General features: G+C 69.0%; 13 protein-coding genes. 7 read left to right on the top strand and 6 right to left on the bottom strand.

From position 1 onward, the window contains the following. Positions 1 to 188: 188 nt before the first annotated feature. Together QHF83_RS43335 and QHF83_RS43330 are read left to right on the top strand one after the other, a co-directional pair. Positions 189 to 524: a helix-turn-helix transcriptional regulator gene (locus QHF83_RS43335; protein ID WP_272427055.1), complete on the top strand. Its 336-nt coding sequence runs from the start codon at positions 189 to 191 to the stop codon at positions 522 to 524. A 360-nt stretch (positions 525 to 884) separates the two neighbouring features. After that, positions 885 to 1,220, top strand: a complete 336-nt coding sequence (locus QHF83_RS43330; RefSeq protein ID WP_282423971.1) for a helix-turn-helix transcriptional regulator — start codon at positions 885 to 887, stop codon at positions 1,218 to 1,220. Positions 1,221 to 1,326: 106 nt separating this feature from the next. Here the strand turns inward: QHF83_RS43330 and QHF83_RS43325 are convergent, their stop codons facing one another. Beyond that, entirely contained in the window at positions 1,327 to 1,749 is a 423-nt protein-coding gene (locus QHF83_RS43325) for a hypothetical protein (RefSeq protein WP_282423970.1), read from the bottom strand. A gap of 22 nt (positions 1,750 to 1,771) precedes the next feature. Next, a complete protein-coding gene (locus tag QHF83_RS43320) occupies positions 1,772 to 4,264 on the bottom strand; it encodes a U32 family peptidase (protein ID WP_282423969.1) in 2,493 nt (830 codons plus the stop codon). Between the two features lie 68 nt (positions 4,265 to 4,332). On the opposite strand from QHF83_RS43320, the gene QHF83_RS43315 reads away from it, so the two are divergent. From QHF83_RS43315 to QHF83_RS43295, 5 genes are all read left to right on the top strand, one after another. Further along, positions 4,333 to 4,596, top strand: coding sequence for a chorismate mutase (locus QHF83_RS43315; protein WP_282423968.1), 264 nt, complete (start codon positions 4,333 to 4,335; stop codon positions 4,594 to 4,596). A gap of 46 nt (positions 4,597 to 4,642) precedes the next feature. Next, positions 4,643 to 4,978, top strand: coding sequence for a YciI family protein (locus QHF83_RS43310; protein WP_282423967.1), 336 nt, complete (start codon positions 4,643 to 4,645; stop codon positions 4,976 to 4,978). Between the two features lie 3 nt (positions 4,979 to 4,981). Beyond that, positions 4,982 to 6,298, top strand: coding sequence for a globin domain-containing protein (locus tag QHF83_RS43305; RefSeq protein ID WP_282423966.1), 1,317 nt, complete (start codon positions 4,982 to 4,984; stop codon positions 6,296 to 6,298). A 48-nt stretch (positions 6,299 to 6,346) separates the two neighbouring features. Continuing rightward, positions 6,347 to 9,304 carry a DEAD/DEAH box helicase gene (locus QHF83_RS43300; protein WP_282423965.1) on the top strand — a complete coding sequence of 986 codons (2,958 nt, stop codon included), beginning with the start codon at positions 6,347 to 6,349 and terminating at the stop codon, positions 9,302 to 9,304. A gap of 120 nt (positions 9,305 to 9,424) precedes the next feature. Then, a complete protein-coding gene (locus QHF83_RS43295; protein ID WP_282423964.1) occupies positions 9,425 to 10,660 on the top strand; it encodes a hypothetical protein in 1,236 nt (411 codons plus the stop codon). A gap of 36 nt (positions 10,661 to 10,696) precedes the next feature. Here QHF83_RS43295 and QHF83_RS43290 read toward each other — a convergent pair whose 3' ends face one another. The 4 genes from QHF83_RS43290 to QHF83_RS43275 all read right to left on the bottom strand — a co-directional run. Next, a complete protein-coding gene (locus tag QHF83_RS43290; RefSeq protein ID WP_282423963.1) occupies positions 10,697 to 11,443 on the bottom strand; it encodes a hypothetical protein in 747 nt (248 codons plus the stop codon). A 12-nt stretch (positions 11,444 to 11,455) separates the two neighbouring features. Next, the gene (locus QHF83_RS43285; RefSeq protein WP_282423962.1) at positions 11,456 to 12,031 is read right to left on the bottom strand and encodes a hypothetical protein; all 576 of its coding nucleotides are present in this window, start codon (positions 12,029 to 12,031) and stop codon (positions 11,456 to 11,458) included. Between the two features lie 122 nt (positions 12,032 to 12,153). Further along, positions 12,154 to 12,690, bottom strand: coding sequence for a hypothetical protein (locus tag QHF83_RS43280; protein WP_282423961.1), 537 nt, complete (start codon positions 12,688 to 12,690; stop codon positions 12,154 to 12,156). A 23-nt stretch (positions 12,691 to 12,713) separates the two neighbouring features. Then, positions 12,714 to 13,895 (bottom strand): penicillin-insensitive murein endopeptidase (locus QHF83_RS43275; protein ID WP_282423960.1); only part of this gene is annotated, 1,182 nt, incomplete at its 5' end.

The following is a 13,895-nucleotide window of genomic DNA, read 5'->3' as shown; positions in this document are numbered from 1 at the left end:
TCACGTTTTTCGGTGCGGGTTCGTCCAATGCGGTGCATATTCGCTCCTGGTCGTACCGAGCGGAGAGCGCGGTGAGCGCGGAGAGGCCGGACGATCGAGAGCTTCACCAGCGATAAAGACCCTTGGAATTCCGGCGAGAAGGAGGCCGGTCGGCGCGTCCGCGAGGGCGAACCGAGAACCACATCCACATGCCCCGACGTTCCACTCCCGATGCGTTTGCACTCCAGGTTGGCGCCCGTATCCGCGAGCTCCGTTACGAGATGAACATGTCGCTCGCGGCGCTCGCCGACGCGAGCGAACTCTCGAAGGGCCACCTCTCGAGCGTCGAGCATGGCCTCGCCGCGATCACGATCGGCACGATCGCCCGGCTCGCGCAGGGCTTCGGCGTGCCTCCGATGTACCTCCTCACGTTCGCGGCGGAGGACGAGCGCGCCCACGCGGCCGAGCTCCTCCGCTACCTGCCCCAGAGCGAGGTGAGGAAGCTGCGCCGCCAGATCCAGGCGCAGGTCGCCGCTCGCAAGTAATCGCATCCCACAGAAAAACTACCTGGAGAGCGCTGATCGGCGGGTCCGATCGGCGCTCTCGCTTTTTTGTCCGTCACGAAAGAAGCTAGGACAGACAATGTCCATTGCGCCCGTCGTTTTCCCTGGCCCCGATGCAGGGGCCATGCTGGGTAGGACATTGACGGTCCGCTCCACTTTCGGTTTTTCGTGCAGGTTCGTCTGAATGGGTGCATATTCGTTTTCGTGGTCGCCGCGGTGGTCGCGACAGAGCGCGACGCGGGGCGACGAGAGCTTCCGAAAACGATAGACGAAACCGTTTTTCCCCGGCGCGAAGGAGGCCGGTCGGATCGCCCGCGAGGGCGAACCGAGAACCATATCGAAATGCCGCGACGTTCCACCCCCGAGCCGTTTGCCCTCCAGGTCGGTACCCGTATTCGCGCGCTTCGCAAGGAGCGCAACATGTCCCTCGGCGCCCTCGCCGACGCGAGCGCGCTCTCGAAGGGCCATCTCTCCAGCGTCGAGCACGGCCTCGCCGCGATCACGATCCAGACGATCGCGCGCCTCGCGGAGGGCTTCGGCGTGCCTCCGATGTACCTCCTCACGTTCGCCGAGGAGGACGAGCGCGCCAAGACCGCCGAATTGCTCCGCTACCTCCCGCAGACCGAGGTGCGGAAGCTGCGCCGCCAGATCCAGGCGCAGGTCGCCGCGCGTAAGTAATCGATACCTGCGCCCTGGGACGTCCCTCCCGCTCCCGGGGTGTTCCAGGGCCGCACCACTTCCTTGGGCTTTCGACCGGAGGTGCACGGAGACGTGCGCCTCCGGTCTACTTTTTGTCCACGGCGAGGTGCTTTTCTCGGCACTCGATCAGCCACGCTTTGGCCGAATCGTGGTCATCGAAGAAGCCCGAGACGTTCTTTTGACCCTGCAAGAAATTCGCCGCGCGCATGAACAGCGAGACGACCACGCGCATCTTGAAGGTCGCGCCCACGTAGGCCGAGTAATACGTGCCCGCCGGCCTCGGCCGCTCGGCGCCCATCTTGCGCGCGGTGGCGTCGAGCCCGCCGAACTCCTGCATGTGAAAGAGCGCGAGCTGAAATTTGCCCCCGTGCTCATCCATGTCGGGGAGATCGACGAGGATACGCATGTCCTCCACGGTGATCGGTCCCCGGTAGATGTGCACGGCGATCCCGGGTTCTTCGAAATAGAGGGTGTGCTTTCCGAAGTGAAGCGGCTCTCGCTTTTTCATCGCCCCTCGTTCTCGGCCTCCCTCACGCCGGGAGCACCCGGAGTGATCCCTTCACCACGCCGTATCCCCCCTCGGTCCTGAGTGCCCGGAAGACCTCCGGCGCGTGCAGCTTACCTTCGAGCAGCCGCCGGTACGTGCTGACGATCTTCGCCACGTCCTCCGCCGTCTCGCGCACGAGCTCGATCCGGAACCGCCGCACGCCGCCTCGCGTCGCCGCAGGCGCGAGGCTCGCCGCGCTCTGCGCCGCCGCGTGGAACACCGTGTTCCGGCAGCCCACGTCCGCCTCCACCGGGTGCTCCATCCCGGCGCGATCCCGCAAAGACACCTTGTGTTTTTCGCAGGGCCTGCCGCAATCCCGAAAATCCTTCCCCGTGGAGAGCAGCGCCGCGATAACGCAATGCTCCATGTGGAAGAGCGGCATCGGGTGGTGCAGGACCACCTCGGCGAACGGACCGAACGGCGAATCGAGCAGGCGCTCGAGCTGCGCCGCGTCGAGGTCGAACGAGGGTGTGAACGCCGAGAGCCCGTGCGAGAGCACCTCCGCCGCCGTCAATCGGTTCGTCACGTTCAGCGAAAAGTCGCCGATCCGCGGGATCGACAGCGCCGCGTCCTCCCGCAGCGCGCCGAGCCCCCGCACGAGCAAGAGATCGGGCGCGAGCGAGAGCAGGTACCGGTCGATCTTCTCCTCGCCCGGCTTGCGAATGCGCGGCGGCGCGACGCCGATCGTCACGCTCGGCCGCGACGCGCGCAGCGCGCGCAAGGCCGCGCCCGTGCCCACGAGCTCCAGGAAATCGAGGTAGACCCCGTCCGCGCCTGCGTCGAGCGCCGCCGCGGCTTGCGCCTCCGTCCGGCAGAGCACGAAAAGACCGGCCGGCGGCGGGCTCCGATCGGGCGGGTTCGCCGCGCGCACGAGGTCCTGGAAATGCACCGACGTCGTCTCCAGTTTCCGCGCGGCCGACGCCAAGAGGCCCTCGACGAGCGCGCGACGCGCGCGGTTCAGCGACGACGGCGGGATCATCACGCCCGCGGGCAGATTCGCCTCGAGCTCCACGATCTCGAACGGCGTATCGCCGAGCCGCCCGAGTTTGTCCTTCAGAACGGCAGCGACATCCGCGCCGCCCCGCGCCTCGCCGATCGGCGCGTCGCCCGTCACCGCGGAGCGGAGCCCCGACGTCGTCCACGCCTCGAACCGCGGCATCTCCCCGATCGCGCCCGACACGCGGATCGAGAGCGGCACCTTCCGCGGCGATCGCTCGATCTCCGCGAGGATCGCCTTTTCCGTCGCTGGATCGTCCGTCTTCCACACGCGCCGGCCCGGCTTCGCCACGTCGACCCGACAATCAGGCCCGAGCCAGACGGACACCTCCTCGCCCGCCTCGGCGCGCGGCGTGTCCGCGCCGTTCTTCGCGATCGTCCAGACGCGCCCGCCTATCTCGCCCGTGCCCGCGTAACCTCCTTCCACGAGCACGCCGTCGCCGCGCGAGAGCGCCTCCGTGAGCCGGAGCCGCAGGACCGTTTTTCCTCGCGCGCGCGTGGTGCCGAGGAGCTCGCCCACCGGCAAACCTCGATGATCACAAGCGCGCCCGTCCACGAGCCGCTGATGATCGACGCCGGCGAGAAAGCCTGGGCCCGAACCTCGCGAATACGTTTGCAGCGCGGTTTTTCGGATCGAACCGAGCGCCTCGCTCGGGCCCGCGCTGCTCGCCTCGAGCGCCGCGCGGTAGAGCCGCGTCGTCGCGGCCACGTAGTCGGGGCCCTTCAGCCGCCCCTCGATCTTGAGCGACGAGACGCCGAGCTCGGCGAGCTTCGGCACGAGCGCGCTCGCCTCCAGATCCTCGGGCGACAGGAGATACGCGTGATCCCCGAGCTCCCGCTTTTCCCCGTCGACGACGAGCTCGTACGGCAGCCGGCATGCTTGCGCGCACGCCCCGCGGTTCGCGCTGCGACCTCCGATGGCCTCGCTCGTCAGGCACTGCCCCGAATACGCGATGCAGAGCGCGCCGTGCACGAAGACCTCGATCTCCACGTCCGTCGCGCGCCGGATCGCCGCGATGTCGTCGACCGACAGCTCGCGCGCCAGGATGACGCGGCTCGCGCCGAGCTCTCGCGCGAGCTCCACGGCCCCCGCGTCGGTGCACGTCATCTGCGTCGAGGCGTGGATCGGGAGCGCCGGCGCGATCGCCCCGACGAGCCGCGCGACCCCGAGATCCTGCACGATCACCGCGTCCACGCCCGCCTCCGCGCAGGCGCGCACGGCGTTCTCGACGTTCTCGAGCTCCTCGTCGAAGACCAGCGTGTTCAGCGTGACGTACCCGCGCACGCCGTGCTCGTGCAGGAACGCCATCGTCCGCGCGAGCCCTTCGGCGTCGAAGTTTTTCGCGCGCGCCCGGGCGTTGAAACCTTGGAGTCCAAAATAAACGGCGTCCGCGCCGGCCAGCACCGCGGCCCGGAGCGCGGCTTCGTCGCCGGCGGGGGCGAGGATCTCGGGGCGCCTCGGCTGCGCAGGGGTGCTCATGGTCGGACCCTATAACGCAACCCGAAAGCGGTGGCACGCGTCGTACATGGTTGTACGCTTGGCTCGCCATGCCTCCGGCTGAAGTCAGCGAGACCCGCAGAGCTCTCGACGAGCTCGACCATGCGCTGCTCGATCTCGTGGCGCGGCGGAGAGCGCTCGTCGGCGCGCTCTTCGCGAAAAAGCGGGCGCTCGGCCTGCCTCGCGTGGATCCGGCGCGCGAGACGGAGCTCCTCGCGGATCGTCGCGTCTACGCCGAGCGCCTCGGTGTCCCGGCGGGGCTCGCCGAGGTGATCTTCCGGGCCATCCTCGAGGACGGGCATACACGGACGTAGGTTCGAGTGGATTTATCGCGCGGCGATGGACCATGATGCGAAGCCCATGAGTGAACAACCTGCTTCTCAGCCCACGAACAAGTGGATATACGTCGTCCGGGCCGTGCGGCCGGACCTCCTGCAAACTGGCCCCACGGAGACTGAGATGGCCACGCTCGGCCGGCACGGCGCGTACCTCGAGGAATTGAAGGCGCGGGGCGTGCTCGTCTTCGTCGGCCGCACGCTCACGACCGGCCCGGAGACGTTCGGCTTGGCCGTCGTCGAGGCCGCGGACGAGGCTCGTGCGCGCGCGCTCGTCGACGCCGACCCGGTCGTGTCCGAGGGCCTGATGCGGGCCGAGCTTCATCCCTTTTTCATCGCCGGCATGCGCGCTCTGGGTTGAGACATGAGCAGGAAGACCCTCTCGGCCGAGACTGTCGCGATCGTGAAGGCGACGGCCCCGGTGCTCGCCGAGCATGGCGCGACGATCATCCGCCATTTCTACCGCAACCTGCTCCACGATCACCCCGCGCTCGAACTGCTCTTCAACCCGGCCAACCAGGGCACGGGCGAGGAGAAGACACGCGGGTCGCAGCAGGAGGCATTCCGGGGGGATTTCTTCGGCCAAGAGGGCGCCCGAGGCGCCGCGCTGACGAACGTGCTCAATGGCTCCATGACGAGCCTCGATGACCTGCCCGCGGTCAAGGCCACGGTGATGCGCATCGCACACCGGCACGCCTCGCTCGACATCCGGCCCGAGCATTACCCGATCATCGGGCAATACTTCCTCGCCTCGGTGAAGGCCATCCTCGGCGACGTCGCGACGGACGAGATCATGGCCGCGTGGCGGGAGGCGTATGACGTCCTGGCGAATCTCTTCATCGAGGTCGAGCGGGATCTCATGCAGAAAAACGCCCGCACGCCGGGCGGATGGGAGGGATTCCGGCCGTTCGTGGTCCGGCGGAAGGTCCAGGAATCGGAGGACGCCGCCTCGTTTTACCTCTCGCCCAGGGATGGCGGGCCCGTGCCGCATTACGAGGCGGGCCAGTACGTCACGTTCCGCGTCGAGGTGCCCGGATTTTCGCGCCGCGGCGGCAATACCGTGTATCGTAATTACTCGCTCTCCACGGCGCCGGGGAAGGGGTATTTCCGGGTCACGATCAAGCGCGAGCTCGGCGCGAAGGGGAACCCCGACGGCGTCTGCTCCCGGTTTTTCCACGAGCATGTGCAGGAGGGGGACGTGCTCGACGTCTCCTCGCCGTTCGGCGAGTTCACCCTCGTCGATTCGCCGCGCCCGCTCGTCTTCATCGGCGCGGGGATCGGCATCACCGCGGTGTTCAGCCTCTTCCAGAGCGCGCTCGATCGCGGCATCGACCAGCCCATTCACTTCTTCCAGATGATGCGCGACGGGCGCCACCACCCGCTCCGGCGCGAGATCGAGGCGCTCGCGCAGCGCCACCCGAACGTGACGCTCCACCGCTGCTATTCGCAGCCCTCGGCCGAGGACGAGCTCGGGCGGGATTACGAGACCCGCGGCCGGCTCGGCCTCGGCACGCTCGGGCGGAACCTCCCCGGAACCGATTGCGAGTTCTATTTCACGGGCCCCATTCCCTTCATGCGCGGGATCCGCGGGGCGCTGCACCTCCTCGGGGTGGCGGCCGATCGCGTCCACTACGAATGCTACGGCCCTCACGGACCGGAGATCGAGGCCGACGTGGGCTAGCCCGAGGGGGCGACACGCGCGTCGTCCCGTGCTACCGCTCCCGTCGTCATGGACTCGCTCCTCCAGGCGGTTCGTAAAGCCTGCCCGCCCGGTCTCTGGTCGAAGGGCGTCAACCTGGCCCGCGACGGCGCCGTGATCCTCGACAGGAGGACCGCCACCGAGCTCACCTATCGCATCCGCGTCCCCGGCGTCGCCATCGCGCCCACGGTCACGCTGTATGTCGCGGACGAGGAATGGACCTGCGATTGCGGCGGTAAATTCGATCCCTGCCAGCACGTCGCCGCCGCCGTGATCGTCGCCGCCCAATCCCCCGAGGGCCAGGCCCCCGCGACCGGGACGGACGTCGGCTCACGCGCCGCGCCCGCGCCGAAGCCCGCGCTCGGCAAGTTCGAATACGAGTTCAGCCGCGACGCGGGCACGTTGTTCCTGGAGCGCGCGGTGGTCTTTCCGGACGGCCGCCGCGAGCCTTTCCAGGGATCGATCACGAATCGCGTCTCGCGCGGCGATCTGCCGGTCTTGCCCACGCACGAGGACATCACGATCGACCGGATGTTCTCGACCTGGAAGGGCGGCGTCGTCCCGCTCTCGCGCGTGCGGGAGCTCTTTTCGCTCCTCGAGAATGCGCCGAGCGTCCTTTTCGACGGTTTTCCCGTCCGCACGAGCAAGCAGGCCGTGCGTCCCTCGGCCGCCGTGATCGACGGCAAGAATGGCGGCGTCCTCGTGCGTGTCGAGAAAGACCCCTCCGTCGACGAGGTCATTGCCCGCGGCGCCGCGCGCACGGGCGACGTCCTGCGGCCCCTCGGGGATACCTCGATCACGGGCGACGCGTGGGAAAAACTCCCCATGGAGCGGCTCGTCGCGAAAGAGGAGCTCGGCACGTTCGTCACGAAGATCCTCCCCGACCTCGACAAACACACGCGCCTCGTGGTGCGCACGCGCAGGCTGCCGGGCGTCGCGCGGAAGAGCCGCCCGCGCATTTCGATCGAGCTCTCGCAGGCCGGGCATACCCTCTCCGTGCTGCCGCTGCTCGTGTACGGGGATCCGCCGGAGGCGCGCGTCGATCAGAATGTGCTCGTGCACCTCGGCGGGACCGTGCCCGTGCGTGACGAGGCCGAGGAGCGAAGGCTCATCGAGCGGCTCCGCGACGAGCTCAATCTGATCCCCGGCCGGCGCGTCGATCTCGACGGCGAGGCCGCATTACGATTCGCGCAGAAGCTCAAGGGGTTCCGCGGCGGCGAGCAGGGCGAGACGCTCGGCGAGCTCTTCGGCAAGCGCCCGCTCGTGCCGCGGTTCGACGTCCAGGGCGACAGCTTCGACGTCGTCTTCGAATCCTTCGCCGAGGACGGCGAGGAGGGCGGGACCACGAAACACGCGAGCGGCGCGGCCGTCATTCGCGCGTGGAAAGACGGGCTCGACATCGTCCCGCTCGAAGGCGGCGGGTTCGCGCCGCTGCCGTCCGATTGGCTCTCGCGGTTCGGCGATCGCGTCGCCGATCTGCTCGCCGCGCGGGCGGAGACCGAGGACCAGACCATTCCGCCCGCGCTCCTGCCTGCGCTCGCGCGCCTCTGCGAGGAGATCGAGGCTCCGCGCCCGCCGGGTTTTTCCCGGCTCGCCCCCTTGCTCGAAGGTTTTTCCGGGATCCCCGAGTCGCCCTTGCCCGCGGGCCTCGCCGCCACGCTCCGTTCGTATCAGCGCCGCGGCGTCGATTGGCTCTCGTTCTTGCGGGACACGGGGCTCGGCGGGATCCTCGCGGACGACATGGGCCTCGGAAAAACCTTGCAGGCGCTCGCGGCCACGCGCGGCCGCGCGCTCGTGGTTTGTCCGAAGAGCGTACTCTTCAACTGGGAGGCCGAGATCCGGAAGTTCCGGCCAAACCTCTCCGCGGCCCTCTACCACGGGCCCAAGCGCGTGCTCGATCCGAAGGCCGACGTCACGCTCACCACGTATTCGATGCTGCGCATCGACATCGACGCGCTCTCCGCCATCGAATGGGATACGGTCATCCTCGACGAGGCCCAGGCCATCAAGAATCCCGACAGCCAGGTCGCGCGGGCCGCGTATGCGCTGCGCGGAAAGTTCAAGGTGGCGCTCAGCGGTACGCCCGTGGAGAACCGGCTGGAGGAGCTCTGGAGCCAGATGCATTTCGCGAACCGCGGCCTGCTCGGCGGGCGGAGCGATTTCAAGGAGCGTTATGCCGGGCCGATCGAGATCGGCCACGCCGGCGCGGCCGAGCGGCTGCGCGAGCGCATTCGCCCGTTCGTCCTGCGTCGATTGAAGCGTGAGGTCGCGCCCGAATTGCCGCCGCGCACGGACCGCGTGCTCAGCGTGGAGCTCGACGACAAGGAGCGCGCCGTGTACGACGCCGTGCGCGCGGCGACGCTCAGTGACGTGGTCAAGCGCCTCGCCGAGGGCGGCAGCGTGCTCGCCGCGCTCGAAGCCCTGCTCCGGCTGCGCCAGGCCGCCTGTCACGCGGCGCTCGTGCCCGGGCAGGTGGCTTTGGGCTCGTCCAAGGTCGAGGCCCTCGTCGAGGCGCTCTCCGACGCGGCGGCGGATGGCCACAAGGCGCTCGTTTTCTCGCAATGGACGTCGCTGCTCGACCTCGTGGAGCCGCACCTCGCCGAGGCGGGGATTTCCTTCAATCGGCTCGACGGCTCGACCGTGGATCGCGCGGGCGTGGTGAACGAATTCCAGGCCGATGGAGGCCCGCCGGTGATGCTGCTCTCGCTCAAGGCGGGCGGGACGGGCCTCAACTTGACGGCGGCCGATCACGTGTTCTTGCTGGATCCGTGGTGGAACCCGGCCGTCGAGGACCAGGCCGCGGACCGCGCGCACCGCATCGGCCAGGACAAACCCGTCTTCGTGTACCGGCTCGTGGCGAAGGACACGGTGGAGGAGCGGATCCTCGCGCTGCAGGAGAAAAAGCGGCTCGTGGCGGACGCGGCCCTCGGCGAGGCGGCGCAGGCGGCGGCGATCACGCGCGACGATTTGATGGCGCTCCTCAGTTGATGATTGGACTGCCAACGAGGTAGGCTCTTCCTGTGCCTCCGCGTTGACATTGATGTATTACAAATCGGTAGAGGCGTAGGCATTCGCGCACGGGCACGCCATTTGCCGGATGCGACCGGCATGAAGTGGGGATCGAAGCTCTTTCTCATCGTTTCAGCGGGGCTCGTGGCGGCGGCGTGTCAGGAGACGGGGGCCGTGCCGCTCACGCCGAGTACGGCGGCGCCCTTTACGTTGGAAGGGCGTTACGGCAAGGGGGAGCCGAACGTGTACGTGCTCGTCGTCGACGACGCGGACACCCCGGAGGCGGCTGCGCTTCGGGCGCGCGCGGCGCAGACATTGCGCGCGGGCCTGCTCGCCGTCGTGCAGAACCGAGGCGAGAGCTGCGCGGGGACGCGGGATCCCGCGGAATGGCGCCCGGGCGACGTTCGCGTGGTCATCGTGCGCCCGAGCGCGCCGACGGAGCTCGCCCTCGTCACGCCCATCGATCGACCGGCGCTCGCGTGGAAGACGATCACATCCAAAGAGGAGGAGGTCGAAGCTATTGTGGCCGCCGCGGCCGAGGCCATGGAGCAGCGGCTCGCGATGCCTGGAGAGGTATACCGGCCGCTCCGCGCGGCGAGCCGCGCGCTGGATCTCATGAAGGGATTGCAGGCGCCCGCGACCGACGCGGAGACGGCGTTCGTCGCGTCGCTCGCCAAAGGCACGTTCCATACGCTGTTCGTCGCGAGCACGCGGGACGACGAGGACGTCGTGCCCCCGGGGGAGCTTTTGCCGAACGAGCTCTCGCAACCGTCGAGGCGCGTCGTCATGGTGATCCCGTCGAACGAGGGGGAACCCTTCTGTCAGCTCTGGGAGAAAGGCGATACGCGCCTCGAAGCGTGGGGGGATCTCGTCAGCTCGACGGACTACGCATGGCCGTGCGACAACGAGAGTGCCTGGGACGGCGTCCTTCACCCGGGGTTCATCCATTGCCAGGTGATCTGCACCGAACGACCGATCCGGGTCGACACGAGCGGCGTGGCCGCGTGCAAGATCCACGTCGAGCAGCCGGATCTCGAGCAATGCGATCCGGCGAATGGATGGCGGGATCCGGGCGGGAAGGAGGCGCTCGTCGAGCGCAATGGCGAGACGCTCCGGCGCTGCGAGGTCGTGCAGCACGAGGGCGCAGCGCTCGAAGATTGCCGGACCTCGCCCGATTGTCCCGGCTGTCCGAGCGGGTTTTGCGTGACAGACCGCTCTTTCGAGGACGTGAGCTGCAAGGAAGGGACGCACGAATGGCCCTTCCGTTTCACCGGCGGAGCGAGGTCGTTGCCGTATGGATGGATGGAGGTGACTTGCGACACGGTGGACGATTGATCCGCCTTCGTGCGCCGTGACAACGGCCGGCGCCCTTCACGTGCAGGATTGGTTTTTCCTGGGGACCGCGTCGACGAGCTGGGAAGTGCCTTTCTCGCGAAGACCGGCGAGCGCGGCCGTGCCGGCCATCCAGGCGACGAGCGCGAGCGCGGCGAGCTTTTGCAGCGCGGGAAGCAGCGCCGAGGTGATTTCCACGCCCGAGGCGACGTGCGCCGCATAAAGCGCGCCGTCGAGCGCCGCGAGGCCCGCCGTCAATCCCGCGAGGCGCGCGGGCATGCGCGACCCGTGTTTCGTCGCGAGCAGCCCGAACGTGGCGAGGCCGCCCGCGAGGAGACCGGGCACAGCCGCGATGAAGATGAGCAGCGGGTGGAGCGAGCCATACCGCTGCGACGGAGCGAGCGGCACCGCAATCGCGGCGAGCGCCGAGGCGAGCCCGAACCCACGCACGGCGAGCGCGAGCCGGGCTCGCTCCGGAAAGAGCCGCGTGACGAGGAACCAGAAAGGCAGCGTGCCCGCGGACAGGAGGATCATCCCGGCCTTGCCGAACGAAGCGCCGGGGTTCGTCTGCCCATTGAGGGCGCGATCGGCCGTCAGATCGCAGAAGAAATTGCGGAAGAAGTCGTGCCCGGGGGAAGCACGATCGAGCCACGTGCCGCCGGGATAGAGCGCCATCGCGGCGGCCATCAGCGAAAGAGACAGGACGAGCGAGCCGATCACGAAGAGCGCCGCGGCGCGCGCGGCGGGCGGCGGAGCGGGGCTGTCTTCCGCGACGGGGCGCGCCATTGCCGCCCGAGTTTACTTCGATCCTTCCGACTTGGGGCGCCGTATGAGGACGTGGTGGAACGTGGCGCCGAGGTGGCGAATCTCGGAGGCGGTGATCGTGGCGGCGTCGGCGCGCTCGCCCAGCTCGAATCGGCTCAGCATGAGCAGCCCCGCCTGGTGCGCCATGAGCAGCCGGTTCTTGAACTCCGCGAGCCCGAGCCCGGACGTCTCGCCACGCTCTTCGAGCGAGCGGAACAGCGCGGCGATGAACACCTTGCCGTCGTCTCGGCCGAGGAGCAGCTCGTTCGCCAAAAGCATCACGCGGACGGCGAAATCACGCGGGGAGAGAACGATCAGCGGCGGGGCCGCGCCGCGGCGCCGCTCGTCGTCGCGCAGCTTGCGCGCATGCGCGAGGAGCGCGGCCACGCCGTGCGGCGAGAGCTCGGCGAGCAGGGCCAAGAGCTCGCTCGCCGGATCCAGCATCGGGGGGGGAACACTCGCGCGCGGCGGCACGCTCGCGCGCGGCGGCGCGATCGAGCCCGACCTTTGGGCCCGCATCTTCGTGCTGCTCTTGCGCTTGGGAAATGGGCTGAGTCGACCCGGCGACATGACCGGTCAACCTACCAGCGACCGCCCGCTCGGCGCAACAGGGCTTCTTGCAAAGTTGGGCGAAACGTGGGTGCGTAAACGATGTAGCGCTCTTTGTTGCTCCGCGCGCAGAGGCGCCGCGCTCAGCCGCACATGGGTATGCTGGTGCAGATCGAGACGTCCATCTGGCCTGCATGACTCGCGCCGTTTGGCGTGACGAACGAGTATTTCACCTGCGCCGTATCGCTCCCGACCGAGAGGACCTCGACCGAGGCGCTCTTCGGCACGTCGGAGTTCCCGCCGACGCCATTCGCATACCACCACGCCTGCACCTCGTTCGTCGGCATGGCGGCGTCGAACGTCCACGATTGTCCGGCCGCGAGCATGGACGTGTTGCCGGGGTAGATCGCGAAGTGGATCTGCGGCTCGGGGCCCGCCGCCTCCCCGCACGTCGACGCGGTCCCGAGGGTGAACACGAGCCAGGGGCCGTCGTTCGGCGCGCAATCGTTGCTCACGAGGCCATCGGCGAGCAGGCTCATGGCCGGCCCGCCGCCGCCCTGACCGCCGCTGCCGCCGTGACCACCGTTGCCGCCGCCGCCCTGCTGCACGTCGGTGCTCGAACACGCGGCCCCGAGGCCGAACGCGCACACCGTCGCGGCCAGGAACATTCCTTGTCGCATGGGAAAAACTCCTCGGCGCGAGATCACCGCGTGATGCGCGGCGCGCCTTCCTCGTCGACGGCGTCCTTCACGTCGGCCGCGTCGGAGGCGGCCTCGTCACGCCCGTCGTCCTTTTTCGCCTCTTCGGTCCGCGCCGCGTTGTCGCGGCCGATCGAGGCGCCCGCGAGCGCCCACAAGGAGACCGGGACGTCCGGGCCCGTCGTCGCTTTCGTGGCCCGCGAGAGATAAATGCCGCCCGAACGCTCGCCATTGTCGCGGTGGACCTCGGCCGTGCGGCGCGGGGCCGGCGCTGCGGGCGGGGGCGCCGCGCGGCGCTCCGGGGTCTTCACGCCGCGCTTGCCCTTCTTCGCGATCTTTTGCCGCGCCTTGCTCGGCGCGTTCTTCGCGATCTCGACGCAGCTCTTCGTCATCGAGGGCGGGCACGAGATACGCACGTGGAAATGGTCGTCGTGAGGCAAACCCCCGGTCGGCTGCATCATGACCTGCGCGGCCCGCACGTAGACGGCCCGCGAGACGCCGCGCGCGCGGGCGTGCGCGAGCAGGGCGTGCTTGATCGGCTCGGCCACGAAGATGTGGCTCACGCGCGCCTGCCGATCGAGCAGGAGGTTCTGCAAGAAGAGCCAGTTCCGCGGGACGTCGAAGCGCGCGCCCGGCACGCCCTTCGCCGTGAGCTTCTCGTCGACCTTCACGAACGAGGGGCGCTGCACGGGTTCTCCTTTTTCATTCACCAGGTAAAACCCGAGATCCGCGTCGCGCCCGCTCTCGTGGGAGTGGTGATGCGCGAGCTCGCCGCCGTTCTTGCGCGAGAGATCCCCGACGCCGAGGACGGCGCCCGGGTACTTCTTGTGCACGGCCTTCGCCGCGCGATCGAGCGCGTGGACGAGCGCGGGCAGGCCCCAGCGGGTGTCCACGTCCTTGTAGTTGTAGGCCGGGACGACGCGCAGGTAGGGTTTGTCCTTCGTGTCGAGCCGAATGCCGCCTTCGAGGCGTCCGTCGTTCGGCGGGCCGACGGAATCGGCGCGCGGCGGCGGCTCGGGCTTCTTCTCGGGCGCCGCGACCTCGGTCTTCGTCGTCTTCCCGTTCCCGACCCGTCCGGGGCGTCCCGTGGCCGCGGGCTCGGTGCGGGCGCGGCGCGAGGGCCCCTGGGGCTTGGGCGCGGCGGCGCGTGCGGCCTGGGGGGCGGCGGGCGCGGGCGGCGCGGCTTC

The sequence above is a fragment of the Polyangium sp. 15x6 genome (assembly GCF_029960785.1).
Lineage (GTDB): Bacteria > Myxococcota_A > Polyangia > Polyangiales > Polyangiaceae > Polyangium.
This window is presented reverse-complemented; position numbering and strand designations above follow the sequence as displayed.